We start from the raw sequence: 25,276 nt of genomic DNA on the forward strand, positions 1-25,276 counted from the left end.
CTCCTTAAGAAAAGGTATAGTTTAATATATGCAGTGAGGAACTTGATTCATTCTTTTGGAAAAAAGCTTGAACCTACAGTTACGTGAGGGAGTATGATTTTTGTAAACATATTGTTAGGAGGAGTGTAAGATGAGCAAAAAGGAAGGCTGTTCAATTGGTGAGTTTTCAAAGAGAACAGGCACATCAATACGGACACTACAATATTACGATGAAATTGGACTACTTAAACCTGAAAAGAACGTTAGCTCTGGTCACCGTGTGTACAAAGGAAAAGATATATTAGAGCTACAGAAAATAGTCAGTCTTAAAGTATTAGGATATAGTTTAGAAGAAATACGCGTCATGCTTACAATTCCAAGTTTGAATGTAAGTTTAAAAGAAACGTTGGAACAACAAAGAAAAGCCTTTGAAGAAAAGAAAAAACACATTGAAGTTTCGATAAAGGCGCTTGAACGAACAAGGGTATGTCTTGAGGAAGATGAAGAGTTGGATAGTGACATATTAATGAGTCTAATTAACAGCATTCAAAAAGAAAACGAACAAAGTTTATGGCTTGAAGGATATGTATCAAAAGAATTGGCTAATGGATTATATAATAAGCCGGAAGAAGAAGGTATAGCACTTGATAAAGAGTTTGTGCGTTTAGCAAAAGAAGTGAAAAGGTTATTTGGAAGAGAAATTGAGGATTCAGAAGTGCAAAAATTGGTTGATGAACATATGAAGGCGACTCTTAAGTATGTTGGTGAAGAGACAATGTATTCTTTAGGTAAATTAGAGAATGTAGAAGAACAATATAATAATATGATGCCATCTCCTTACACGGAAGAAGAAGAGGCATGGCTTAATGACGCGATGGAGTATTATATGATTCGAAATGGTATGTATAGCCCTCCGCAGTAAAAATAAAATGCCATATTCATAAACTTTAGAGAAATGCCTCCAATGTTTTTTGCATTGGAGGCATTTTTTACTCTTTTCCATCTAAAAGGCGAACAAGGCCACCTAATATACTACTTTCACCAGTACTTTATAATGCTGGGCTTGTAAGAGGTTTGAAAAAATAGCCTGTATATATTTGAAAGATGAATAAATCACCTATTTTCTTGTGTTTGTTCGTACTATATACAGAAAATTTCGGGAAACAAAACATATTATTTATCTGTTTGTTTTTGCTTCTTTTTCAAATACTCCGCACGCAATTGTTCAAGTTGCTGCTTTTTATCAAATTTGGCAGGCTTCTGTTTTTCATGAAACTTTGCCACAGCTACCTGACTTTTGGAATCTAATTGATATTTTCCCACTTTGTTCACCTACTTTTCTTGTCTTGAAAGAGAATCTATTCAACAAATATAATATACCTTATTTTACTGAAGTAAACCTTATTACTTTATTTCATCTGTTTTTTCTCGTTTGTAGACGTAAATTAAAACACCCTTTCACTGCATTACTGCAAGCAAGGGTGTTTTAATTGTAGTATTTTATTAGTCGATGGCCATGCCAACATAAGGGCCCTTTTTACTCTTTCCCATCCAATAAACGACCAAGTCCACCTAATACACTACCTTCACCAGTACTTTGCGCTGCTGGGCTTGTAAGGCGTGCTGCTAATCGGCTAAGTGTTAAGGACTGAATCCAAACTGTTCCAGGACCTTCTAATGTTGCGAAGAATAAACCCTCACCGCCAAATAGAGCTGTTTTTACTTTTCCAACGAATTCGATATCATAGTTAATATCCTTTGTCATGGCAACGAGACAACCTGTATCAATGCGAAGTTTCTCACCAGGTTTTAATTCACGTTTATATACAGTTCCGCCTGCGTGCATGAAAGCGAGGCCGTCACCTTCAAGTTTCTGCATGATGAAACCTTCACCACCGAAGAAACCAGTTCCTATTTTTTTTGTAAATTCAATTCCAATAGAAACACCTTTTGCGGCACAAAGAAAGGCATCTTTTTGACAAACGATTTTCCCTTGGTATTCTGTTAAATCTACAGGAATAATTTTACCAGGATAAGGAGCAGCAAATGAGACGTGGCGTTTGCCGTGCCCTGTATTTGTAAATACAGTCATAAACATGCTTTCACCTGTAACGAGACGTTTACCTGCTCCCATTAATTTTCCGAATAGACCGTTAGATGGGCCAGAACCATCACCGAAGATTGTCTCCATTTCGATGTAGTCTTCCATCATCATCATTGCGCCCGCTTCTGCGACAACGCTTTCCTTTGGGTCTAATTCAATTTCAACAAATTGCATATCATCGCCATATAACTTATATTCGATTTCATGTGCTTGCATTTTTTCACCTCATAAATATGTAGTAATTATATTGTACAGAAGTTAAAAGAATTAGAACACTATAGTTTTGTTAATTTTCGAATAAAAGTAGAATGAAAATTTAAGGTTATACTAGGATTATAAAAAATGATGGAATGAAAGTGTTCTCATTTGACGTTTTCGACATAGCATGATATAGTGAAAACACTATTGAGCTACATAATGTGGTACGGAAATAAAGCACGTTGTATTAAAGGCTGTAAGCTTGTTATACATTCATGTCCTTTATATCCACCTTTTCATGTGGATTCATAGTTTCATTTTTATTTAGGAGGTACATGACATGCAAACAGGTAAAGTTAAATGGTTTAACGGCGAAAAAGGTTTTGGCTTCATCGAAGTTGAAGGCGGAGAAGACGTATTCGTACATTTCTCAGCTATCCAAGGCGACGGCTTCAAAACTTTAGAAGAAGGTCAAGAAGTTTCTTTCGAAATCGTTGAAGGAAACCGCGGACCACAAGCAGCTAACGTTACAAAAAACTAATTAGCTAGCGATAAAAAGCATTCCGATTTTCGGAATGCTTTTTTTTATTCTTTGGAACTAGATTCATTTGAAGATAATTCGCCCTTAAAGGTACGCTCTTCAAAGTCATCAAGCATTTGTTCATATTCTTCATGTTCCTCTGTAGCGAAAACTTGTGGGTTTTTCCCGTACATATCCGTACCGATAAAGTTTTCAAAATCCTCCACGTAGCCTACGTTTTCTTCACTATTTACATACATGCCATTATAGTTTTTTGAATCTTGTCTTTCTAAATCAGACGGCGTTTCAGATGTTCCGTAATTTGCGACATCTTGCCACGCATCTTCCGCATCGTACTCAACAGAATGGTCCTCATCATGCTTGTGGAAAGAAGGAGACAACACTTCTTCTTCAACTGGTCGTGTATTCATATTTAACTTATTTGTCGCGTGCTGGATGCATGTTGTAGCAGTCGGCATTGCTTCTAATCTTTCAAATGGAATTTCTTCGCCAGACACTTCGCAAATGCCGTACGTACCCGCTTCGATTTTTTGCAGTGCATGTTTTGTATCATCTAGTTGTTTATGCCAAAATTCGATGAGTCCGAAATCTTTTTCTCGTTCGTATAATTCTGTAGCCATATCACCTGGATGGTTGTCATAGCTAGACAGTTCTCCTACTGAATCGCGTTCAGAAGCACGATCTGTATTTTCATGAGTTTGTATCGTTTGCTCTAGTTCTTGTTTTTGTTTTTCTAAAATGGATTTAAATTGACCTATTTGTTGTGGAGTTAACATAGTCGTCCACCTTCCTACAATTCAGTTTCTTTACATAGTATGAGCGTTGAGAGTAGGAATTATGAGATGAATTTCAGATATGAAAAAGGAGCCGCATAAGCAGCTCCTTCTTACCCCGCTATTTGCCGGGCAGTAAAACTCCCACCTACAAATTCGGCTGGAGCAAAGAAGCTAGGTGAGAGATTAACTGCCCGTAAACGCCCGATTGGTGAGGGCTGATAATCAGTGGAAATGAACAACCCCTCCATTGATTAAAGTTTCACTTTATAGGAAATATCCAAGTAATAATCCGATTCCCATTAGGAAACCGAAGATTGTATTTGTTTTTGCTGTTGCAATCATCGCAGGTACCATTTCCATTGGAATGCTTTTGCCGATAAAGCCTTTCGTCGCTTTAAATGCTTTCGGTGCACTTAAAAATACGATAAGCATCCATGGTGATACGATGCCCACGATAATTAAAGCAATTGTCCAAATGTAGGAAACGATGAACATCGAAGCAAGTACACCAACAGCTCTTTCACGTCCAACGAGAATTGCTAACGTTTTACGACCGTTTTCTTTATCGCCATCCAAGTCACGAATATTATTAGCTAGTAAAATGGCACCAATTAAAATGGAGCTTGGAATAGATAGTAAAATGACTTCTGATGTTACAGTGCCAGTTTGAATAAAGAATGAAATCCCAATAATAATGACACCCATAAATAATCCGGCTGTCAACTCTCCAAATGGTGTATATGCAATTGGAAGTGGGCCACCTGTATAAAGGTAAGCAACGGCCATACAAACAAGACCGATTGCAGCAAGCCACCAACTAGAATTCATACAAATATAAACACCTAATAGTATTGCGATGCCGAAAAATCCAAATGCTAAGTTAAGCACTGTTTTTGGCTGAATGCCATCGCGAACGATAGCGCCGCCGATACCAACTGAACCTTCGTGATCAAGTCCTCTTTTATAATCAAAGTATTCATTAAACATGTTTGTTGCTGCTTGAATGAGAAGACAAGCAAGAAGCATCATAAGGAAAAGAGGAAGATGTATTTGATTTATACCTCCGACCTGCATCGAATATGCTGTTCCGATGAAAACAGGTACGAAAGCGGCTGTTAATGTATGGGGACGTAGTAAACTCCACCAGATGCGCCAGCCTGTTTGCTTACTTGGCTTTGGCGCCGTAGGAGAGGAATTCGTTTTGACGTTCATTTCCATGTTGAATCCTCCTTTGGTCACATATTGTACACAACTAAGTGTAGAAAAAGCATCATTTAGTGTCAACGTTTATTTTCTAGGAAGAGAAGGTGAATTTCTCAGAAATGCTAAACGTTGACAGGCCTTTCGTTTGAGGTGTATCTTAAAATCAAGCGTAATTATGACTATTTTTCGCCCATAGGGGGGAGACAATTGTGATTCAAACGAAACAAATAGGCTTGCAAGAAGCTCTTAGTGCAGCCATTAAGCGTGCAACTGATGAAAAAATATTGGTTAGCTTCGTAAAACAAATAGACTGGATGGATCCGCTTCTGTTTTATGCAGCAGGAAAAAGGATTGCATTCGAAAATAGATGTTATTTTGCAGACCCGGCTCAGCATGTAATATTTGCTGGAATTGGCTCTGTTTTCACTATAGCAACTGCTTCTCACAAACGCTTTCAAACTGCTCGTGACGAGTGGGATAAAGTAAAAGAGAAAGCATTTGTACAAAGAGAAAAATACGAATTTGGAACAGGTCCTCTTTTATTTGGTGGATTTTCATTTGACCAAGAAAAAGAGAAAACGGACTTATGGAAAGAATTTGATGATACGACATTTTCACTACCAGCATTTTTATTAACTGTAAAAAATGAAAAAGCATGGTTAACGATGAATACATTTGTCTCAGCAACAGATTGTGCAGAGACTCTTTCTAACGAAATGATTTCTTTAGAAGAGAAAATTTTTTGGGAGAGTAAATGTGCATTAGAAGGATCGAAATTAACAGTTACTTCTAAAGTAGAAGTGGATCCGAAAGGCTGGATGGAGGCCATTGAGAAAGTACAAGATGAAATGAAGCTGGGGAACGTGCAGAAGGTTGTATTAGCGAGGGAGTTAAAAGTAGAGATGGATCATCATATTGATTCTGCTCTTGTCTTAGAAGCACTTCGCATTGGGCAACCGGATTGTTACGTATTTTCTTTTGATTATAAAGGAGCATGCTTCTTAGGAGCGACGCCAGAGAGGTTAATTCGCAAAGAAGATGAGAAGTTTACTTCGATGTGTCTTGCTGGTTCAACTGGTCATGGTCAATCTATAGAAGAAAGTAAGCGAAATAGTAATGCGCTTCTTCATGATGAAAAGAATTTAGCTGAACACGGTTATGTTGTGAATATGATTAGGTCGGTATTAAATGAGCACTGCGAATCCGTTAATATTCCGGAAAGTCCGGGCTTATTAACAACGAAAAACTTAATTCATTTATATACGCCTGTAGAGGCAAAAGGCGATGCGAGTCTTTTAACAATGGTAGAAGAATTACATCCAACACCAGCTCTTGGCGGGACACCTCGTTTGGAAGCGATGAAACTGATTCGTGATGTTGAATTGTTAGACAGAGGATTATATGGCGCACCGATTGGCTGGATAGATGATGAAGGAAATGGTGAGTTTGCGGTTGCACTCCGCTGCGGGTTATTAAATGGCGAGAAAGCATCCTTATTTGCCGGTTGCGGGATTGTAATTGATTCTGTACCGCAACTTGAATATGAAGAAACAAGTTTGAAGTTTAGACCGATGCTTGGTGCTTTGGAGGAATTAATGAAATGAACAATCATATAGAAGCATTATCATATTATTTAGGCGCGTTCGTGGATGAACTGACGCGTCTAAATGTATGTGATGTTGTCATTAGTCCAGGCTCACGGTCAACGCCGATAGCTCTACTAATGGAACAACACGAAGGAATGAACACATATTTACATGTAGATGAAAGATCTGCAGGATTTTTTGCGCTCGGTATCGCAAAAGCGAAAAAACGTCCTGTTGCATTATTGTGTACATCAGGAACGGCAGCAGCTAATTACTATCCAGCTGTATGTGAAGCTTTTCATTCACGAGTGCCGCTTATCGTCTTAACGGCAGATAGACCGCATGAATTAAGAGATGTCGGTGCACCACAAGCGATGAATCAATTCAATTTATACGGTACATTTGTGAAGCAATTTACAGAGATGGCTCTTCCAGAAGCGAGTGAAGCGATGTATCATTACGCTCGCATGACAACGCAGCGTATGATAGCGAATGCTTGTTTAGCGCCGCAAGGACCTGTTCATCTTAATTTTCCAGTACGCGAACCGCTTATCCCGGATTTCTCATTAGAAGGTTTATGGGATAAAGGACGCGGGGAATATACAGGAGTAGTTCAGCAAGGGAACGTGACGATGCCGAGTGAATATGTAGATTCGCTTGTAGGGCGCCTTTCACATATGGAGAAGGGGCTTATTATTTGTGGAGACGATAGTCATTCAGAACTCGCAGCATTTGCGGCAGAATTAGCTGAAAAAACTGGATATCCAATATTGGCAGATCCGCTTTCTAATATTCGTAGCGGACATCACGATAAAACGATGGTAATCGACTGTTATGATACATTTTTACGAAATGAACTGTTAAAAGAAACGTGGAAGCCAGAAGTTATGATTCGCTTTGGTGGTATGCCTGTTTCCAAATCATTAACGCAGTTCATAAAAAAACAAACGAAAGCAGTTCATATCGTTGTTGATGAATCTGGACAATGGAGAGATCCAGCTCTCGTTGCGACAGAAGTTGTCCAAGCAAATGATATTGTATTTTGCAGTGCATTAATAGAAAAAATGCCAGTTATGAAAAAGAATGATTGGTTCGGAATGTGGCAACATATAAACGAAAAAACGAAGGAAACGCTTCGTGAAATGGAAACATATGATACTGCATTTGAAGGGAAAGTTATTACGGATATTGTCCGCGTACTACCAGACGGGGCAACATTCTTTGCGAGTAATAGTATGCCAATTCGTGATACGGATTCATTCTTCTTCACATTGGATAAAAATATTCAAGTTATGGCAAACCGCGGTGTGAATGGGATTGATGGCATCATTTCGACAGCTTTAGGAGCGAGCATTATTAGCGATCCGCTCGTATTAGTGATCGGTGATTTATCCTTTTATCACGACTTAAATGGACTGTTAGCCGCGAAATTACATGAATTAAATATAACAATTGTCGTTGTAAATAATGACGGTGGCGGTATTTTCTCATTCTTACCACAGTATGAGAAAAAGGAACATTTCGAATCATTATTTGGAACACCAATTGGTCTTGATTATGAACACGTTGTTAAAATGTACGGTGGTTCATTTAGCCGTGTAAATGGTTGGGAAAGCTTCCGAGAAGAGGTACAAAAAGGAACGACTACAGAAGGTTTACACGTTGTGGAAATTTGTACGAACCGTGATGAAAACTTAATATTGCACCGGACATTATGGGCAAAAACGATGGACGTGATTACTACATCTTTACAAGGTGAATCGAAATGAACGTAACGCTGCAAGGTGTATCGTATGAATATGAAGTAGTCGGAAGTGGGGAACCACTTCTACTTCTTCATGGTTTTACGGGAAGCATGGAAACGTGGCGTTCTTTTATCCCTTCATGGAGCGAGCAGTTTCAAGTTATTGTAGTAGATCTTGTTGGGCATGGAAAAACAGAAAGTCCCGAAGATGTGAATCATTATGATATTCGAAATGCGGCATTGCAAATGAAAGAACTACTAGATTACCTTCATATTGAAAAAGCGCACGTACTTGGCTATTCAATGGGCGGTAGACTGGCGATTACTCTGGCATGTCTATATCCAGAGTATGTACATTCTCTTTTATTAGAAAATTGTACAGCTGGGCTTGAAAGTGAAGAGGACCAAAAAGAACGTTGTGAAAAGGATGAGCGACTTGCTGATAAAATTGAGCGAGAAGGCATCCGAAGTTTTGTATTAATGTGGGAAAATATTCCGCTATTTGAAACGCAAAAAAGTTTAGCAAAAAACGTACAAGAAGCAGTGCGAAAAGAACGACTTGCTAACAATCCAAAAGGACTTGCCAATAGCTTACGCGGCATGGGAACAGGGGCTCAGCCTTCATGGTGGGATGAGCTACACAACTTGAAAATGCCTGTTCTTTTAATGAACGGGGAGCATGATGAAAAGTTCTTTCGCATATTAAAAAATATCGAAAAATGCGTCTCTGACGCGAAATTTGTCAAAATTGATGGTGCTGGCCATGCAATTCATGTGGAACAACCGGAAAAGTTTGATACAATAGTAAAGGGATTTCTAAAAACTATGCAGTGATACTTTTTTCAGCAAGAAGGAAGCCACGCTTATAGATGAAATCAGAAATATACAAGGAGGTAGTTGTAATGGCTATTGAATGGGTAAAAGAAGGCAATTACGAAGATATTATTTATTCAACATACAATGGTATCGCAAAGATTTCGATTAACCGTCCTGAAGTACATAACGCATTCCGTCCAAAAACGGTAATGGAGTTAATCAACGCTTTTGCACACGCTCGTGATGATGCAAATGTTGGCGTTATCATTTTAACAGGTGAAGGTGGACGTGCATTCTGTTCTGGCGGCGACCAAAAAGTTCGCGGTCATGGTGGATATGTAGGTGACGACCAAATCCCTCGTTTAAACGTATTAGATTTACAACGTCTAATTCGTGCAATTCCTAAACCAGTTATCGCAATGGTAGCAGGTTATGCAATCGGTGGTGGACACGTACTTCATATCGTATGTGACTTAACAATCGCTGCAGACAACGCTGTATTCGGACAAACAGGTCCTAAAGTAGGAAGCTTTGACGGTGGATACGGAGCTGGTTACCTAGCTCGTATGGTAGGCCACAAGAAAGCTCGCGAAATTTGGTACCTATGCCGTCAATATAGTGCACAAGAAGCGCTTGATATGGGCTTAGTAAACACAGTAGTACCATTAGAAGAACTTGAAGCAGAAACAGTACAATGGGCACAAGAAATCTTAGCAAACAGCCCAATGGCACTTCGTTTCCTAAAAGCTGCATTCAACGCAGACACAGACGGTCTAGCTGGTATTCAACAACTAGCTGGAGATGCAACATTATTGTATTACACAACTGACGAAGCAAAAGAAGGTCGCGACGCGTTCAAAGAAAAACGCAGTCCGGACTTCGGTCAATTCCCTCGTTTCCCGTGATCAAAAGCGAAAGCGGCTCGCTTAGAATGTGAGGGGGATGGAGCTTCTGACGTAGAGGCGCTTTTTGCCTCGTAGGAAGAAGTGAAGCCACCGAACATTCTAGCTACTATAGCTGGATGTTTTAAAAGCAGAGCCGACTGTTTAGCCTCGTAGGCTAAGGTTCTTTCGCACAGAAAGTGTACTTTACTTTCTCGTGCGGAAGGTTCTTAGACGGAAGGGGCTAGGAGGCGCAGCTAGATGAGATCAAACCGGAAACAAAACAACTAAGAGACTTGATGTCATATCAAGTCTCTTTCTTTCATGAAAGGAGAATGTATGATGGAGACGATGCCAAATTGGTTAAAGCAACGTGCATTTTTAACACCAGATCGCACTGCAATTGAAATAGAGGAAGAGAAAGTTACTTTCGTGCAGCTGCATGAAAAAGTAGTATCTGTTTGTGAACACCTCACGTATGTAGGAGTGAAGCGTGGGCAAAAGGTGGCTGTTCTGATGAAAAATGGTATGGAGATGATTACAGTTATTCACGCCCTATCTTATGTAGGGGCAGTAGCTGTACTTTTAAATACGCGTCTTTCAAGAGAAGAGCTACTTTGGCAAATGGAGGATGCTGAGGTTGTATGTTTAGTAACGGATCAAGATTTTGAAGCTAAAGATGTTCCTGTATATCCATTCGCCGAAGTGATGAATGGACCGAAGGCGGAAGCCTCTATACAAGAAGAATTCACTTTAGAAGAAGCGATGACAATTATTTATACGTCTGGGACGACTGGGAAACCGAAAGGCGTTATTTTAACGTACGGTAATCACTGGGCAAGCGCGGTAGGCTCTTCGCTTAATTTAGGGCTTCGTGATGATGATTGTTGGTTAGCCTGTATGCCGATGTTCCACGTTGGCGGGTTATCTCTTTTAATGAAAAATATTATGTACGGAATGCGCATTTTACTCGTTCCGAAATATGATGCTGACTTTATTCATAAAGCACTTCAAACGAGAGGCGTAACAATTATTTCTGTCGTTTCTAAAATGTTAACTGACTTATTAGAGAGACTTGGAGAAGAGACATATCCATCTTCTTTACGATGTATGTTACTTGGCGGAGGACCAGCGCCGAAACCGTTACTCGAAACATGTGTAGATAAAGGAATTCCTGTATATCAAACGTACGGTATGACAGAAACGTCGTCGCAAATTTGTACGTTATCCGCGGATTACATGTTAACGAAAGTAGGGTCTGCCGGGAAACCACTATTTCAGTGCCAACTTCGTATTGAAAAAGATGGTGTAGTAGTGCCGCCGTTAGTGGAAGGCGAGATCGTAGTAAAAGGACCGAACGTAACAGGCGGTTATTTTAACCGTGAAGATGCGACGCGCGAAACCATTCAAAATGGATGGCTTCATACTGGTGACCTCGGTTATTTAGACGAAGAAGGATTTTTATACGTATTAGATCGACGCAGTGATTTAATCATTTCTGGCGGAGAGAATATATATCCGGCCCAAATTGAAGAAGTGTTGCTTTCTCATCCGATGGTAGCAGAAGCAGGTGTCGTCGGTATGACTGACGATAAATGGGGACAAGTACCAGCTGCTTTTGTTGTAAAAAATGGGGAGGTAACAGAAGAAGAAATTATTCATTTTTGCGAGGAGAAATTAGCGAAATATAAAGTGCCGAAAAAAGCGTGTTTCTTAGAGGAATTACCACGAAATGCTTCGAAAAAATTGTTAAGACGAGAGCTAAGACAATTAGTGGAGGAGATGTAGTGGAAATAAAAAAAGCGACACTGTATATAACGGAAATGCCACTCGTAATCCCGTTTGCTGCGAGCTACGGGACTTACGAAAAGCGTGAGAGTATTGTTATTGAATTAGAGGATACAGACGGGTACATCGGATTTGGGGAAGTCGTTGCATTTTCTGAACCGTGGTATACGGAAGAAACGGTGAAGACAGCACTACATGTACTGCAAGACTTTTTGTTACCTGATTTATTAAAGGCTGAAATTTCTCATCCGAATGAGGTACCGGGTCTATTTCAACATATAAAAAGAAACCGAATGGCAAAAGCCGGAATAGAGGGGGCTATTTGGGATTTATATGCGAAGCGTCAAAAGAAATCGCTAGCGACAGTTCTTGGAGGAGCTAGCCCTGAAATTGAAGTCGGCGTTGTAATTGGGATCAATACGATTCCGGTTATGTTAAAACAAATCGAGAAGTACGCAGAAGAAGGGTACGAGCGTTTTAAAGTGAAAATAAAGCCAGAGCATGATTACGAATTATTGAAAGAGATTCGTAAAGAGTTCCCGCACATCCCGTTAATGGCTGATGCAAATTCAGCGTATACATTAGCGGATACAGAGAAACTGAAACGACTAGATGAATTTCAATTGATGATGATTGAGCAACCGCTAGCAGATTACGATTTTCTCGATCATGCACAGCTGCAGAAGAAGATTGAAACGCCAATTTGTCTAGACGAAAGTATCCATAGTTTAGAAGACGCACGCGTTGCGATTACACTTGGTAGTTGCCGCATCGTTAACATTAAACCAGGGCGAGTGGGCGGATTAACAGAATCGGTTCAAATTCATAATTATTGCATGGAGCATAACATACCAGTTTGGTGCGGTGGTATGGTGGAGATGGGGATTTCACGAGCGCAAAATGTTGCTCTTGCTTCATTACCTAACTTTACGATTCCAGGCGACATATCTGCTTCTAGTAGACATTGGCAGAGGGATATTATTTCACCGGAAGTGACGCTTGAGGGCGGGAAAGTGATGGTGCCGCAAAGCGTTGATGCTGAGTATGAAGTAGATCGCGGAAGGCTGGCGGAAATCACGAAGCAGCGGATTGTGTTTGAACGGTAAATGGAAGTTTCATTAGGATGCCCGCAAGTAGCGAGAGGATTTTGTCGTTCATTGTCGGTAAGTCGATATATTTCAATAATCGCTGATATAATTTTATTTACCAAGGTTACTGTAACGAGTAGCCTTTTCGTATTGTACAAATTGGATAGACTAGTTTACAATCGAGCGTATAAAAATGGAATGAAAAAGGGGGAGTAAAATGAAGCGCATTTCAATTTTAATAGCTGATGATGAGGCGGAAATTGCTGACTTAATTGAGATACATTTAGAAAAAGAAGGGTACCATGTTGTGAAAGCAGCGGATGGGGAAGAGGCGGTTCATATTATTGAAGCGCAGCCAATCGACTTGGTAGTTTTAGATATTATGATGCCGAAAATGGATGGTTATGAGGTGACGCGTCAAATTCGCGCGAAACATCATATGCCAATTATTTTTTTAAGCGCGAAAACTTCGGACTTTGATAAGGTGACAGGTCTTGTACTAGGTGCGGATGATTATATGACGAAGCCTTTCACACCGATAGAATTAGTTGCACGTGTAAATGCACAACTGCGTAGGTTTTTTACGTTAAATCAACCGAAAGTAGCGGAGAGTAAATCTGCTTTAGAAATAGGCGGAGTCGTAATTAATCCTGAGCGCAGGACGGTTGATGTGTATGGTGAGCAAATTGAATTAACGCCGAAAGAGTTCGATATTTTATATTTATTAGCGAGTCATCCGAAGAAAGTATACAATGTGGAAAATATTTTTCAGCACGTATGGGCGGATGATTATTATGAAGGTGGAAATACAGTAATGGTACATATTCGTACTTTGCGGAAGAAACTTGGAGAAGATAAAAGAAAGGATAAATTAATAAAAACAGTGTGGGGAGTAGGTTATACTTTCAATGGCTAATATGATGAAAAGTTTTCGATTTAAAATGATTGCCTTATTTGCGTTAAGTATGGTGCTTGCAGCAACTGTAACTTATATAATTTATAAAGGATTGCAGCTGTATTATAAAACAATGGTTCGCTACGAAGAGCCTTTAGCACAATTTAGGTCAATGGTAAGGGAATTTGGAGACATTAACTTCTTTTTAATTTTCTTTATTCCGTTGTCTATTATCTTTTTCTTCTTTTTGACAAAACCGTATTTAAAATACTTTGATGAAATTTCTAATGGGATTCATCATCTTGCGAACGGTAACTTTACGAATAAAGTTCAAGTTTCATCAAATGATGAGTTTGGAAATATCGCGCGTGAAATAAATGTTGCAAGTGAAAAGTTAAAAGAAGCTGTTGAAAGAGGAGATTTTGCTGAAAGTAGTAAAGATCAGCTTGTTGTAAATTTAGCTCATGATTTAAGAACGCCATTAACATCCGTGTTAGGATATTTAGATTTAATTCTTAAAGATGAAAATTTAACAAAAGAACAAATTAAACATTTCTCCACAATTGCATATACAAAATCGCAAAGACTGGAAAGTTTAATTGATGAGCTATTTGAAATTACACGTATGAATTATGGCATGCTAAAGCTGGATAAAAAGCCGATTGATATAAGTGAGTTACTTATACAGTTAGAGGAGGAATTGTATCCGTTATTAGAAAAACATCATTTAGAAGCTAGATTGAATGTGGACCCTCATTTACCGATGCACGGTGATGGAAAATTGTTAGCTAGAGTATTTGAAAACTTGTTAACAAATGCCGTTCGTTACGGATATGATGGGCAATTTATTGATATGAATGGGTATGTTGATAATAGAGAAGTTGTCGTACAAATTATGAATTATGGAGATAGCATTCCAGAAGAAGATTTACCGTATCTTTTTGATATGTTTTACACAGGTGATAAAGCGAGAACTGAGAACCGTGGCGGGACAGGCCTTGGACTATTCATTGCGAAAAATATTGTCGAGCAGCATAATGGTACGATTTCTGCTGAAAGCAATGTAGTTAGAACGATATTTGAAGTACGATTGCCAAAAGACGAGAATGTAACAATTTAATAAAAATTTAAACTTTACCCCACTTTTTATTTTAATAGTTTTTTCTATTCTATACGTAAGTTACGTTAAGGAGGAACTAGAAATGAAAAAGTGGGTATTTATTTCTTTTTTTATAGCATGCACAGTATGTGTAGGCGTTTATATATCACCTTTATTTCAAAAGGAAATCGATGTTAAAATTGTCGGGAAAGATGAGCTAGTAAAGGCGGCAAACACTGAGAGGAAAGAGATTACGAAGGAACAAATTTATAAGGGTGATTTATTATTAGTTAACAGGGATTATCCAGTAAAAAAAGATAGTATTAGGTCTGATATTATAAATATAAATCATAATAGTGAATTAGTAAGAGGCTATGTAATATTTGATAGAAATCTTCGTTTATCAAAGGATGTTGTGAAAAAGTTTTTGAACGTTGTCGATGCGGCTGGAAAAGAAAGTGTTAACCATTTTTTGATTAGTAGTGGTTATAGAGATTTCCAAGAGCAAAAACAGCTATATGAAAAAATGGGATCTGATTATGCACTTCCAGCAGGATACAGTGAACATAATTTAGGATTATCACTGGACATTGGGTCTACTCAAAAAAAAATGGAGAAAGCGCCTGAAGGAAAATGGATTGAAGAGAACGTATGGAAGCATGGCTTTGTATTACGTTATCCGAAAAATAAAAGTAACATTACTGGAATTCAATATGAGCCATGGCATATCCGTTATGTCGGCCTACCTCATAGCGCAATTATGCAAAAAAAGAATTTTACACTAGAGGAATATTTAGAGTTTTTAAAAGAGGAAAAAGAGGTTTCAACTGAAGTAGAAGGTAAGAAATATACTGTTTCTTATTATAAAGTTTCTGAGAATACGAAAGTGAACGTTCCAGCAAACAAGCAGTATGAAATTTCCGGTAACAATATGGATGGGGTTATTGTGACGGTTCAGGAATAGAGAAAAAGGCTGTGCCATTTGGGACAGCCTTTTCTTATATAAGAAAGGAATTGACGTTTTTTGTCGGTAAATCGATATTCCTTGTCGAATCGTTGATATATTTTGAGTTACGATAGATATAATTAAAAAATCGTTGATATATTGTAAGTTATGATAGATATATTCGAAAAATCGTTGATATAATTTCCTGTACTATCAACATTTTGGAGGAGCATCTTTTTATTTACTTTTAAACATTATAACGTTATATTTACTTCTCCCTTTTTTTGTGTTACGCTAAGCGTGTGAAAGAGATATAAAAAATGAAACTTAAATGTAAGCGTATTCTTATGGCTTCTTATAGAAAAGGGTGGAAATACAATGACAGAACGATTCGTACTACGTAATGTGAAACGTGTGAACGGGGAAGAGATTGACATTGTAATTGAAAATAACAAAATCGCACAGGTGACGAAAGCTGGTGCTGGCGAGGGTGGAAAGGTTCTTGATTACTCTGGTACTTACGTATCGAGTGGTTGGATTGATTTGCACGTTCATGCTTTTCCAGAGTTTGATCCGTATGGCGATGAGGTGGATGAAATTGGCGTTAAGCAAGGGGTAACGACAATTGTTGATGCGGGTAGTTGCGGTGCTGATCGCATTGCAGATTTAGTAAAAAGTAGAGAGCAGGCAAAGACAAATTTATTTGCCTTTTTAAATATTTCTCGCATCGGTTTGAAACGAATTGATGAATTATCCAATATGGAATGGATAGATAAAGAGAAAGCGATAGAAGCAGTAGAAAAGTATAAAGATGTAATCGTTGGGTTAAAGGCGAGAATGAGTAAAAGTGTCGTTTGTGATAGTGGAATTGAACCGCTGCATGTAGCGCGCGCTTTATCTCGAGAAACATCATTACCGATTATGGTACATATCGGTTCAGCGCCTCCTCGCATTGAGGAAGTTGTACCTCTTTTAGAAAAAGATGATGTCATTACACATTATTTAAACGGGAAAGAAAATAATTTATTTGATGAAGAAGGTAAACCACTACCTGTGTTACTAGATGCAGTGAATCGCGGTGTGCATTTAGATGTTGGTCACGGTAACGCTAGTTTTTCTTTTAAAGTAGCAGAAGCAGCGAAGCGTTACGGTATTGCCTTTCGTACAATTAGTACAGATATTTACCGGAAGAACCGTATACACGGTCCAGTTTACAGTATGGCTCACGTTCTTTCGAAATTCCTTTACTTAGGTTATCCGCTAGAAGAAGTGATTGATGCGGTTACGAAAAATGCAGCAGAATGGCTTAAGAAACCAGAGCTTGGCCGCATTCAAGAAGGAGATATTGCAAACTTAACTTTATTTACGGTGAAAGATGAGAAGGTTACGTTAATTGATTCAGAAGGGGATCAGCGCATTGCTGAAAGAAGAATTGATACGAAAGGGGTTGTAATCAATGGGTCATTCATTGAATGCTAAGTACGGATTAAAAAGAGTAATTAATGCGAGCGGTAGAATGAGTATTTTAGGTGTATCCGCTCCTACAGATACAGTTATGGATGCGATGAAGCATGGTGGACAAAATTATGTAGAAATTGCTGATTTAGTAGATAAAGCGGGAGACCATATTGCGAGAATTCTAGATTCAGAGGCAGCAGTCGTTGTGAATTCAGCATCGAGCGGAATTGCACTTTCTATCGCTGGTATCGTTACAGAAGGAAATCGCCGTAAAAGTGAAAGACTTCATCAAGAAGTAATCGCGAAAAACGAAGTGATTATGTTAAAAGGTCATAACGTTCAATACGGTGCACCTGTTGAAACGATGATTTACTTAGGCGGTGGTAAACTCGTTGAAGTTGGCTATGCAAATGAAGGGAAAGCAGAGCATATTGAAGATGCAATTGGTGAAAATACAGCAGCGATTCTGTATGTGAAATCACATCATGCAGTGCAAAAAAATATGATTTCTGTTGAAGAAGCATGGGAAGTTGCGCAGCGAAATAACGTACCGCTTATCGTGGATGCAGCAGCTGAAGGAGATATTCAAAAATATGTGAAGTATTCAGATCTTGCCATTTATAGCGGTTCAAAGGCGATTGAAGGGCCTACTTCTGGTATTGTTGGCGGGAAACGAAAATACATCGAGTGGCTGAAAGTACAATTACATTGCATCGGAAGAAGTATGAAAGTTGGGAAAGAGACGACTTTCGGTTTACTTCAAGCGCTTGATGAGTACGGAGTAAAAGAAGATAAGAGCGAGCAAGAAAAAGAGCTATTACAAGTACTTATGCCGCTAAAAGAATTAAATGGTGTAAATGTAACGATCGTTCAAGATGAAGCAGGAAGAGCAATCTTTAGAGCTCGTATTCATATTAACGAGAAAGAGTTAAACAAATCAGCAAAAGAAGTTGTGACTGCATTACGCGAAGGGGAAATCGCCATTTATACACGTGATTACGGAGTAAGACAAGGATTCTTTGATATTGATCCACGTCCACTTCAAGGTGATGACATACATGTGATTGAAGAAAAATTGAGAGAAATCGTAGGGGGAAACTAAAATGACAAACATTCAAAAACGTTTTTATAAAGGCCACGTAGCATTAAATGTATTAGCAAACAATATAGAAAATGCAAAAGATATTTTTGAAGCAGCAGAAGGTTATGTAGTAGTGGGAGTGTTATCAAAAGACTACCCAACAGTAGAAGAAGCTGTTACAGCTATGAAAGCATACGGAAAAGAAATTGATGACGCTGTATCAATCGGACTAGGCGCAGGAGATAATCGCCAAGCAGCAGTTGTAGCTGAAATTGCGAAGCATTATCCTGGTAGCCATATTAACCAAGTGTTCCCTTCAGTTGGAGCAACGCGAGCAAATCTCGGCGAAAAGGATAGCTGGATTAATAGTTTAGTATCACCAACAGGAAAAGTAGGTTACGTAAATATTTCTACTGGCCCAATTAGTGCGGCTGGAGAAGAAAAAGCAATCGTTCCAATTAAAACAGCGATCGCACTTGTACGTGATATGGGCGGAAATTCATTGAAATACTTCCCGATGAAAGGGCTAGCTCACGAAGAAGAATATCGCGCAGTTGCGAAAGCTTGTGCAGAAGAAGGATTCGCATTAGAGCCAACAGGTGGAATTGATAAAGAAAACTTTGAAACAATTGTACGTATTGCGCTTGAGGCAAATGTAGAGCAAGTTATCCCGCACGTATACTCTTCTATTATTGATAAAGAAACTGGTAATACGAAAGTAGAAGATGTTCGTGAATTATTAGCAGTCGTGAAAAAGCTAGTTGATCAATATGCGTAAGAAAATTGCAGCGTTCGGCGAAGTAATGATGCGCCTGCAAGTACCTGGATATGAATTGTTGTCGCAAGCTAACACGTTAAATTACTCATTTTCAGGTACAGGTGTGAACGTTGTAGCGGCACTTTCTCACTTAGGGCATGAAGGGCTTCTTATTTCAACTTTACCGGAAAATTCGGTTGGAGATGCAGCTGTATCTTACATTCAAAAGTTAGGGATTCAAACTTCTCTTGTTTCAAGAGGTGGTAAATATGTAGGTATGTATTTTTTAGAAAATGGATTCGGTGCACGTGCAAGCCGCGTTACATATTCGAATCGATTAGAAAGTAGCTTCAATACGGCATGTGAAGAAATGTATCAATTTGAAGAAATCGCAAAGGAAATTGATATCGTTCATTTTTGCGGTATTACACTTGCGATGAATGATACTGTGCGTCATCATATGAAATCTTTAGCGAGAGCAGTTAAAGAAAACGGAGGAACCGTCGTTTTTGATTGTAATTATCGTCCCTCACTTTGGGGAGAAGACGGATATGAACAGGCAAAACCGCATTATGAAGAAATGCTAGGGCTTGCTAATATCGTTATGATGAATGAAAAAGATGCGATGTTCGTTCTTGGGATGAAAACAGAAGAGACGGAGCGTGAGGCGCAGCTGCTGGATCTCATTCCAAAGGTAGCTGAAACGTATCATATTGCTACAATCGCTGGTACTCATCGCTCTATTAACAGTGATAATACACATTCGCTTCGCGGGTTTATATGTAAAGATGGATCGTTCACTTTTGCAAAAACACTTACGTTTTCTGTATATGATAGAATAGGTGCTGGAGATGCTTATACGAGCGGAATTATTCATGGCGAGATAAAAGAGTTCGCACCAGAGAAAGCTGTTTCATTTGCGTCAGCAGCTGGAATGCTAGCACATACAATCGTCGGTGATACGCCAATGTCATCAGAGAAAGATATACTTCGGGCAATGACGGCATCAGTAGGTGATGTAGAAAGGTAGTGGGTGTAACAGTGAACGTAACGAGGAAAAAAGGACCATTATATTTACAAATAAAAAATATTATTCGTGATCGCATATTACATGGTGTATATGCGATTCATACGAATATTCCTTCAGAACCGCAATTAGAGGAAGAGTTCAAAGTTAGCAAGATTACAGTACGAAATGCCATTAAAGAACTCGCTCAAGAAGGATACTTGGAAAAAAAAAGCGGTAAAGGAACGAAAGTAATTCGTAATACTTCGGCGACAAAGTTGTCAAAGGGTAAGAAATTTACAGAAGTGTTAGTGGAAGAAGGATATAAAGTACAGAAGAAATTGCTAAAAGCAGAAGTCGTACATAATGAGGAAGGAACAGTGCCATTTCGATTATTCGGGAAAGAGAGTTTCCGTATCGAACGTTTATATACGTTAAATGATACACCGTACATTCATTATACGCACTATTTCTCAGCACACATGGCAAGTACAGATTTATCGGACTTTGATTTACAATCGCTTTATGATTTAGTTGAAGACCGAGGTATACATTTAGAAAACTTCAGAGATGAATTCGCTGTTGGGCTTGCCCCTAGCTTCGTTGCAGAAGCGCTAGGTGAAAAAGAGGGGACAGCGTTATTAAAACGTATGCGCTATTCTTATGATGAAGTTGGCGAAGTAATTGAATATAGCGAAGGCTACTACAATACAGAAATGCAGCATTATGTAGTGAATTATGACGTATAAAAAGAGGGGATGTTCCCTCTTTTTTTATAAAGTAAAACTTTAATTAGTGGAGGAGGGCATCACCCACTAATTATTAGCCCACACCAATCGGGATAAAAGTAAGGAGAATGAGAGATGGATATATACTTATTAATCGTCACGTTACTTGCGATCACAATTGTTATTTTAGGGGTATCATGGTGGAAATGGCATGCATTTATTAGTTTAACAGTTGCGAGTTTGTTTTTAGCTATTATGTCTGGACTGAACTTAACGAAAATAGTGGCTGCCTATGAAACTGGTGTTGGTAGTGTACTAGGACATTTAGTTGGTATTTTGGCACTTGGAACGATATTAGGGAAAATGATGTCTGATTCAGGGGCAGGCATGCAAGTTGCAGATTTCTTTATTCGATTTTTCGGCGTAAAAAAATTACCTTGGGCTATGTTATTTGCGGGGTTTGTTATAGGGATTCCTGTCTTTTTTGAAGTAGGGATCGTCATTTTATTACCACTTGTTATTTCCATTCGAAAAACGACGAAGCAAAATATATTATTAATTGCGTTACCTGTTATTGCGGGATTATCTATCGTACATGGGCTAGTACCACCACATCCAGGTGCCATGACAGCAATCGGTATTTATAACGCGAACTTAGGAAAGGTACTTTTATATTCATTACTTATCGCGTTACCAACGGCTATTATAGCAGGGCCAATATTTGCAAAGTGGGTACATAAGAGGGTTATACCGGAAAATGAACCGGAGCTTGTTCGAGTTACGACAGTATCAACTGATTTGCCAAGTCGTAAAGTATCATTCTTTATTATTTTATTACCAGTTGTATTGATGATTTTATCAGTAGTTGCACCATATATTTCATTACCAGAAAAGTTAACTGAATTTTTTGTTTTTATAGGGAGTCCAGTAATCGCTTTACTTATTTCATGTTTCGCAGCATTTTATTTACTTGGAATAAGACAAGGAATTAATAAAAAGATAATTAAAAAATTAACGGATGAAAGTTTATTACCGGTCGGCTCCATTATCTTAATTATTGGTGCAGGCGGTGGATTTAAACAAATATTAATTGAAAGCGGCGTTGGAACGGCTATTGCACAAATGGCAGAACATATTTCGTTATCACCAATTGTATTAGCTTTCATGGTAGCTGGATTAATTCGAATTGCAACAGGTTCAGCGACAGTCGCACTAACGACAGCAGCAGGAATTGTTTCACCGGTTATTCAGCACATGTCTGGTGTGAATTTAGAGCTTCTCGTTATTGCAACCGGTGCAGGTTCATTAATGTTTTCTCACGTAAATGATGCAGGCTTCTGGCTTGTAAAAGAGTATTTAGGATTAACGGTGAAGGAAACATTTAAAACGTGGACGGTGCTGGAAACATTGTTGTCATTTATTGCATTCGGTTTTGCCCTTTTGTTGAATATGTTTCTTTAAAAGATACCTGAATAGGTATCTTTTTTTTGATTAAGCCCAATTGCTAAAACAAGCCCGTTTTTAGGTAAGCCAAGCTTCCTATTCGCCCTGAAAACATAATATAAATGGAATCCCCTCATTTAGAACAAGAGGAACTTGTTATGAATGATACTAAAGGAGGAATAGGGTAATGAGCGAAAAGTGTGAACACAGACATGATGATTGTAACCGCAGAAATGGTTGCGGAGGCGGTTTTGCGCTTCTAATCGTATTGTTTATTTTATTAATTATCATCGGTGCTAGCTGCTTCGGCGGAGGCGGCTCTTGTGGATACGGTGGTTACGGCGGTTATGCTGGCGGCTATGGTGGATATTGCTGCTAATTAAAAACTATTGAAAATGGCCTTGTGCAATACGCACAAGGCCATTTTATTCATATTTTTATATGCTGTGATAATTTATTAATGTACAGAGAACGGATTAAGAAGAAGAAAATGATCTCGATAATCCCGAAAAAGGTGAGTACGATACATGTCTCTTTTAGTAAGGAGAAAGAAAACATGCTTTGTAAAAACTTAACCGCAAATAACGTGTGAACACCAGCAACGATGTAAGGAACAAAAAATAAAATTCCTAATTGAATGGTTGCAGAGCGAAACATTTCTAATTCAGTTAAGCCAAGTTTTGTAATCGTAATATACTTTTGTCTTTCAGTTGTTAAGTCATTATACATACGGAAATATAAGACACTAGCCGCACCGATAAAGAAGATAAAACCAAGAAATGCCCAAATAAAGAATTGAGCAACTGCATTTCCTTTACCGTAAATGAGTTCATCCGTAGCCGTATGTATGAAGAAAGGAACTTGAGCGTTCTCTTCTGTATGCTTTTTGTAGAACTCACGTGCATCACCACTAATAACACGTAACATATTTTTGGTTGGAACTATTGCATTTTCCCAGTTTTCTACGAAGTAGTTATAGATTACGGTTGTCTCAATATGAGGAATCATATTATCAAATACATAATCTTGTACGACAGCTAAATGTGGGAATGCAAAGGATGGTTCGATTCCCTTGTTAATAAACCCTTTAATATGAAATTCTTTTTTATTAGACCCGAGTGTAATCGTATTTTGCTTTGCAAATGGATTAGATACGAGATCGAGAAGTTCTGGTGAGTGCCGAGAAATAATATAAACTTCTGTAGAATCGATTGTTATTTCCGGTCTTTTCAATTGTTTAGCAATTGCGTTATAATCACTCATCTTCATAAGCATAATATCTTCTTTGGAAGCTGTATCTTTTAATACTGTAAACTTATATTTTTTGTACTGAAAATTACTAGTTGTAAGCTCCGTTTCAATTGTAGAAATATGCTTTTGTTCAAGGGAATTGTCACCTTCTGATGTATAAGTGAAGGGGACGGGATATCGCTCTAGTACTGATGCCTTCGTATTGTTATTAGCGGCGAATAACCCAATAATAATTGTAAATGCAAGTGCAGATAGCATAGAAACGATAAAGAGTACGTTAATATTACTACGGGTACGAGCAACTAAGTCCGAAATCCATAACATATTTATTTGTTTCAAATAAAACTTTCTACGCTTCTTTAAAATATAGATAAAAAGAAGAAATGTTTGTGAAAAGAATAAATATGTCCCGACTACTACGAGCGGTAAAATAGATAACATAATAAAAAAGACAGATCCATTTTGCACATTTTTTTCCGTTACGTAGCCTCGCGGATAACCAGCGATATAATAGCATAGCCCTAAACAAATTAAAGCAAATAAAGAGATGAGTATAGATGGTCTTTTTTCAGCTGGTATTTTCTTGTTCCCTTTAATAAGGTGGGCTGTTTTTCGAGTACGAATAAACATTGGTGTAAACGTAGAAACGATTAAAAATAAAATGATAAACGTTACGGTTGTCACGATAATCGCTTCTGTTGGCCAATATAAATAGAGACCTTTAGCACTTGTTAATTTCGAAGTGACTAATAAGAAAAAGTTAGAAAATACAAGGCCACCTTGAATGCCGATAAAGATAGACAATATCCCGATTATCATATTTTCAGTAAATAACAGTCTTTTTAATTGTCGCTGTGAGATACCGAGAATTGTGAGTATCCCGAATTGCTGCTTCCGTACATTTAAAAATGTTCCAATTGAATATAAGAGAAAGAAGAACGAGAACATAACAATCACAAGCTGTGCTGTACTAGCTAAGTTCATTAGAGGATCACGTTCTTGAAAGTTTTGTACACTCTGTAACCGCGGGTGATACGCGTATACAGTAAATGAAAAGAAAACCATGATAGAAAAGGCACTACTGACAAAGTAGGCGAAATATGCTTTCGAATTACGCGAGACATTTTTAAATGCGAATTGCCAAAATGTCATCCACGTCTTCCTCCTAATAACGCTAGAACATCTAATATTTCTTGATAAAATTTCTCGCGATATAATCCGCGGTGTAGTTCGTTGTAAAGCTCGCCATCTTTAATGAAAATGACGCGGTTACAATAACTTGCTGCAAACGGATCGTGCGTAACCATTAAAATCGTTGCATCTTCTTCTTTATTTAATTTCGTAAATAGCTCCATTACGTCAATTGCTGCTTTTGAATCTAAGTTCCCTGTTGGTTCATCAGCAAGTAGAAGTGAGGGATGATGGATAACAGCACGTGCTACTGCGGTACGCTGTGCTTGTCCTCCAGAAACTTCAAAAATACGTTTGTCCAAAATATGATCAATTCCAAGCTTTTTTGAAATGTTATCAAGCTTTTCATCCATTTCTTTTAACGGAACATTATCTAATGTTAAAGGTAGTACGATATTTTCACCGATTGTTAGTGTATCTAGTAGATTAAAATTTTGGAAAACAAATCCTAACTCTTGGCGGCGGAAAATGGCTAACTTCTCTCTACGAAATGTGTGCGGTTTTTTTCCATTAATAACGACATCACCAGAAGTAGGGGAATCAATTGTAGAAATAACGTTTAAAAACGTAGATTTACCGCTACCAGATGGCCCCATGATAGCAACAAATTCACCTTTATCTACGTGTAAATTTATATTTTTTAAAGCGGTATGAGGTACTTTTCCCTCATACACTTTTGAGACGTTTTTTATGTGTAATACTTCTTCCATAATAATC

24 protein-coding genes are annotated in these 25,276 nt (G+C 38.3%); 18 read left to right on the plus strand and 6 right to left on the minus strand.

The window, feature by feature from the left end; genetic code table 11:
- The first annotated feature begins 130 nt into the window (after positions 1 to 130).
- Complete coding sequence (locus ACLBXA_RS00150) at positions 131 to 901, plus strand: MerR family transcriptional regulator (protein WP_000037218.1); 771 nt, start codon at positions 131 to 133, stop codon at positions 899 to 901.
- A gap of 251 nt (positions 902 to 1,152) precedes the next feature.
- Here ACLBXA_RS00150 and ACLBXA_RS00155 read toward each other — a convergent pair whose 3' ends face one another.
- Positions 1,153 to 1,302, minus strand: a complete 150-nt coding sequence (locus ACLBXA_RS00155; protein ID WP_000521642.1) for a hypothetical protein — start codon at positions 1,300 to 1,302, stop codon at positions 1,153 to 1,155.
- A gap of 214 nt (positions 1,303 to 1,516) precedes the next feature.
- The gene (locus ACLBXA_RS00160; protein ID WP_001147844.1) at positions 1,517 to 2,299 is read right to left on the minus strand and encodes a TIGR00266 family protein; all 783 of its coding nucleotides are present in this window, start codon (positions 2,297 to 2,299) and stop codon (positions 1,517 to 1,519) included.
- Positions 2,300 to 2,621: 322 nt separating this feature from the next.
- On the opposite strand from ACLBXA_RS00160, the gene cspD reads away from it, so the two are divergent.
- Positions 2,622 to 2,822 carry a cold-shock protein CspD gene (cspD, locus tag ACLBXA_RS00165; RefSeq protein WP_001193052.1) on the plus strand — a complete coding sequence of 67 codons (201 nt, stop codon included), beginning with the start codon at positions 2,622 to 2,624 and terminating at the stop codon, positions 2,820 to 2,822.
- Between the two features lie 44 nt (positions 2,823 to 2,866).
- On the opposite strand, the gene ACLBXA_RS00170 is transcribed toward cspD, so the two are convergent.
- Complete coding sequence (locus ACLBXA_RS00170; RefSeq protein WP_000957354.1) at positions 2,867 to 3,598, minus strand: yteA family sporulation protein; 732 nt, start codon at positions 3,596 to 3,598, stop codon at positions 2,867 to 2,869.
- 264 nt (positions 3,599 to 3,862) lie between these two features.
- Positions 3,863 to 4,816: a 1,4-dihydroxy-2-naphthoate polyprenyltransferase gene (locus ACLBXA_RS00175; RefSeq protein ID WP_000425770.1), complete on the minus strand. Its 954-nt coding sequence runs from the start codon at positions 4,814 to 4,816 to the stop codon at positions 3,863 to 3,865.
- 194 nt (positions 4,817 to 5,010) lie between these two features.
- Here ACLBXA_RS00175 and ACLBXA_RS00180 point away from each other — a divergent pair, with 194 nt between their 5' ends.
- The 16 genes from ACLBXA_RS00180 (at position 5,011) to ACLBXA_RS00255 (ending at position 22,496) form a co-directional block, all read left to right on the plus strand.
- Positions 5,011 to 6,405, plus strand: coding sequence for an isochorismate synthase (locus ACLBXA_RS00180; protein WP_000616702.1), 1,395 nt, complete (start codon positions 5,011 to 5,013; stop codon positions 6,403 to 6,405).
- Positions 6,402 to 8,156 (plus strand): 2-succinyl-5-enolpyruvyl-6-hydroxy-3-cyclohexene-1-carboxylic-acid synthase, encoded by a 1,755-nt coding sequence (gene menD, locus ACLBXA_RS00185; protein ID WP_242298068.1) that lies wholly within the window; start codon positions 6,402 to 6,404, stop codon positions 8,154 to 8,156. Before ACLBXA_RS00180 ends, menD begins: the two co-directional genes overlap by 4 nt.
- Positions 8,153 to 8,965: a 2-succinyl-6-hydroxy-2,4-cyclohexadiene-1-carboxylate synthase gene (menH, locus tag ACLBXA_RS00190; RefSeq protein ID WP_001103351.1), complete on the plus strand. Its 813-nt coding sequence runs from the start codon at positions 8,153 to 8,155 to the stop codon at positions 8,963 to 8,965. The genes menD and menH overlap by 4 nt, the downstream gene beginning before the upstream one ends.
- Positions 8,966 to 9,033: 68 nt before the next feature.
- Positions 9,034 to 9,852 (plus strand): 1,4-dihydroxy-2-naphthoyl-CoA synthase, encoded by an 819-nt coding sequence (gene menB / locus ACLBXA_RS00195; protein WP_000963888.1) that lies wholly within the window; start codon positions 9,034 to 9,036, stop codon positions 9,850 to 9,852.
- Positions 9,853 to 10,170: 318 nt separating this feature from the next.
- Positions 10,171 to 11,616 (plus strand): o-succinylbenzoate--CoA ligase, encoded by a 1,446-nt coding sequence (locus ACLBXA_RS00200; RefSeq protein WP_000449560.1) that lies wholly within the window; start codon positions 10,171 to 10,173, stop codon positions 11,614 to 11,616.
- Positions 11,616 to 12,722 carry an o-succinylbenzoate synthase gene (menC, locus tag ACLBXA_RS00205; protein WP_000403313.1) on the plus strand — a complete coding sequence of 369 codons (1,107 nt, stop codon included), beginning with the start codon at positions 11,616 to 11,618 and terminating at the stop codon, positions 12,720 to 12,722. Before ACLBXA_RS00200 ends, menC begins: the two co-directional genes overlap by 1 nt.
- A gap of 199 nt (positions 12,723 to 12,921) precedes the next feature.
- Positions 12,922 to 13,620, plus strand: a complete 699-nt coding sequence (locus tag ACLBXA_RS00210) for a response regulator transcription factor (RefSeq protein ID WP_000822507.1) — start codon at positions 12,922 to 12,924, stop codon at positions 13,618 to 13,620.
- On the plus strand, positions 13,613 to 14,719 hold the full coding sequence (locus tag ACLBXA_RS00215) for a sensor histidine kinase (RefSeq protein ID WP_000002601.1): 1,107 nt from the start codon (positions 13,613 to 13,615) through the stop codon (positions 14,717 to 14,719). Before ACLBXA_RS00210 ends, ACLBXA_RS00215 begins: the two co-directional genes overlap by 8 nt.
- Before the next feature lie 82 nt (positions 14,720 to 14,801).
- Positions 14,802 to 15,662 carry a D-Ala-D-Ala carboxypeptidase VanY gene (locus ACLBXA_RS00220; RefSeq protein WP_000759400.1) on the plus strand — a complete coding sequence of 287 codons (861 nt, stop codon included), beginning with the start codon at positions 14,802 to 14,804 and terminating at the stop codon, positions 15,660 to 15,662.
- Between the two features lie 360 nt (positions 15,663 to 16,022).
- Positions 16,023 to 17,123, plus strand: coding sequence for an amidohydrolase/deacetylase family metallohydrolase (locus ACLBXA_RS00225; RefSeq protein WP_000139936.1), 1,101 nt, complete (start codon positions 16,023 to 16,025; stop codon positions 17,121 to 17,123).
- Positions 17,101 to 18,204 (plus strand): DgaE family pyridoxal phosphate-dependent ammonia lyase, encoded by a 1,104-nt coding sequence (locus tag ACLBXA_RS00230; protein ID WP_000510111.1) that lies wholly within the window; start codon positions 17,101 to 17,103, stop codon positions 18,202 to 18,204. Before ACLBXA_RS00225 ends, ACLBXA_RS00230 begins: the two co-directional genes overlap by 23 nt.
- Position 18,205: 1 nt before the next feature.
- The gene (gene dagF / locus ACLBXA_RS00235; protein ID WP_000181897.1) at positions 18,206 to 18,961 is read left to right on the plus strand and encodes a 2-dehydro-3-deoxy-phosphogluconate aldolase; all 756 of its coding nucleotides are present in this window, start codon (positions 18,206 to 18,208) and stop codon (positions 18,959 to 18,961) included.
- Positions 18,954 to 19,970 carry a sugar kinase gene (locus ACLBXA_RS00240; RefSeq protein ID WP_001227514.1) on the plus strand — a complete coding sequence of 339 codons (1,017 nt, stop codon included), beginning with the start codon at positions 18,954 to 18,956 and terminating at the stop codon, positions 19,968 to 19,970. Before dagF ends, ACLBXA_RS00240 begins: the two co-directional genes overlap by 8 nt.
- Positions 19,970 to 20,695, plus strand: a complete 726-nt coding sequence (locus ACLBXA_RS00245; RefSeq protein ID WP_000539293.1) for a GntR family transcriptional regulator — start codon at positions 19,970 to 19,972, stop codon at positions 20,693 to 20,695. Before ACLBXA_RS00240 ends, ACLBXA_RS00245 begins: the two co-directional genes overlap by 1 nt.
- 114 nt (positions 20,696 to 20,809) lie before the next feature.
- Positions 20,810 to 22,135, plus strand: coding sequence for a gluconate permease GntP (gntP, locus tag ACLBXA_RS00250; protein ID WP_000356190.1), 1,326 nt, complete (start codon positions 20,810 to 20,812; stop codon positions 22,133 to 22,135).
- 169 nt (positions 22,136 to 22,304) lie between these two features.
- A complete protein-coding gene (locus tag ACLBXA_RS00255) occupies positions 22,305 to 22,496 on the plus strand; it encodes a YjcZ family sporulation protein (protein WP_001290406.1) in 192 nt (63 codons plus the stop codon).
- Positions 22,497 to 22,546: 50 nt separating this feature from the next.
- Here ACLBXA_RS00255 and ACLBXA_RS00260 read toward each other — a convergent pair whose 3' ends face one another.
- Together ACLBXA_RS00260 and ACLBXA_RS00265 are read right to left on the minus strand one after the other, a co-directional pair.
- On the minus strand, positions 22,547 to 24,520 hold the full coding sequence (locus ACLBXA_RS00260) for an FtsX-like permease family protein (protein WP_000144936.1): 1,974 nt from the start codon (positions 24,518 to 24,520) through the stop codon (positions 22,547 to 22,549).
- Positions 24,517 to 25,269, minus strand: coding sequence for an ABC transporter ATP-binding protein (locus ACLBXA_RS00265; RefSeq protein WP_000393250.1), 753 nt, complete (start codon positions 25,267 to 25,269; stop codon positions 24,517 to 24,519). Before ACLBXA_RS00265 ends, ACLBXA_RS00260 begins: the two co-directional genes overlap by 4 nt.
- Between the last annotated feature and the right edge of the window lie 7 nt (positions 25,270 to 25,276).

The organism is Bacillus sp. D48C, assembly GCF_053345735.1.

Bases quoted from the DNA above. Each gene is read 5' to 3' on its own strand.
- ACLBXA_RS00150 (WP_000037218.1), top strand. From the start codon at position 131: ATGAGCAAAAAGGAAGGCTGTTCAATTGGTGAGTTTTCAAAGAGAACA.
- ACLBXA_RS00160 (WP_001147844.1), bottom strand. From the start codon at position 2,299: ATGCAAGCACATGAAATCGAATATAAGTTATATGGCGATGATATGCAA.
- cspD (WP_001193052.1), top strand. From the start codon at position 2,622: ATGCAAACAGGTAAAGTTAAATGGTTTAACGGCGAAAAAGGTTTTGGC.
- ACLBXA_RS00170 (WP_000957354.1), bottom strand. From the start codon at position 3,598: ATGTTAACTCCACAACAAATAGGTCAATTTAAATCCATTTTAGAAAAA.
- ACLBXA_RS00175 (WP_000425770.1), bottom strand. From the start codon at position 4,816: ATGGAAATGAACGTCAAAACGAATTCCTCTCCTACGGCGCCAAAGCCA.
- menD (WP_242298068.1), top strand. From the start codon at position 6,402: ATGAACAATCATATAGAAGCATTATCATATTATTTAGGCGCGTTCGTG.
- menH (WP_001103351.1), top strand. From the start codon at position 8,153: ATGAACGTAACGCTGCAAGGTGTATCGTATGAATATGAAGTAGTCGGA.
- menB (WP_000963888.1), top strand. From the start codon at position 9,034: ATGGCTATTGAATGGGTAAAAGAAGGCAATTACGAAGATATTATTTAT.
- ACLBXA_RS00200 (WP_000449560.1), top strand. From the start codon at position 10,171: ATGGAGACGATGCCAAATTGGTTAAAGCAACGTGCATTTTTAACACCA.
- ACLBXA_RS00210 (WP_000822507.1), top strand. From the start codon at position 12,922: ATGAAGCGCATTTCAATTTTAATAGCTGATGATGAGGCGGAAATTGCT.
- ACLBXA_RS00215 (WP_000002601.1), top strand. From the start codon at position 13,613: ATGGCTAATATGATGAAAAGTTTTCGATTTAAAATGATTGCCTTATTT.
- ACLBXA_RS00220 (WP_000759400.1), top strand. From the start codon at position 14,802: ATGAAAAAGTGGGTATTTATTTCTTTTTTTATAGCATGCACAGTATGT.
- ACLBXA_RS00225 (WP_000139936.1), top strand. From the start codon at position 16,023: ATGACAGAACGATTCGTACTACGTAATGTGAAACGTGTGAACGGGGAA.
- ACLBXA_RS00230 (WP_000510111.1), top strand. From the start codon at position 17,101: ATGGGTCATTCATTGAATGCTAAGTACGGATTAAAAAGAGTAATTAAT.
- dagF (WP_000181897.1), top strand. From the start codon at position 18,206: ATGACAAACATTCAAAAACGTTTTTATAAAGGCCACGTAGCATTAAAT.
- ACLBXA_RS00240 (WP_001227514.1), top strand. From the start codon at position 18,954: ATGCGTAAGAAAATTGCAGCGTTCGGCGAAGTAATGATGCGCCTGCAA.
- gntP (WP_000356190.1), top strand. From the start codon at position 20,810: ATGGATATATACTTATTAATCGTCACGTTACTTGCGATCACAATTGTT.
- ACLBXA_RS00255 (WP_001290406.1), top strand. From the start codon at position 22,305: ATGAGCGAAAAGTGTGAACACAGACATGATGATTGTAACCGCAGAAAT.
- ACLBXA_RS00260 (WP_000144936.1), bottom strand. From the start codon at position 24,520: ATGACATTTTGGCAATTCGCATTTAAAAATGTCTCGCGTAATTCGAAA.
- ACLBXA_RS00265 (WP_000393250.1), bottom strand. From the start codon at position 25,269: ATGGAAGAAGTATTACACATAAAAAACGTCTCAAAAGTGTATGAGGGA.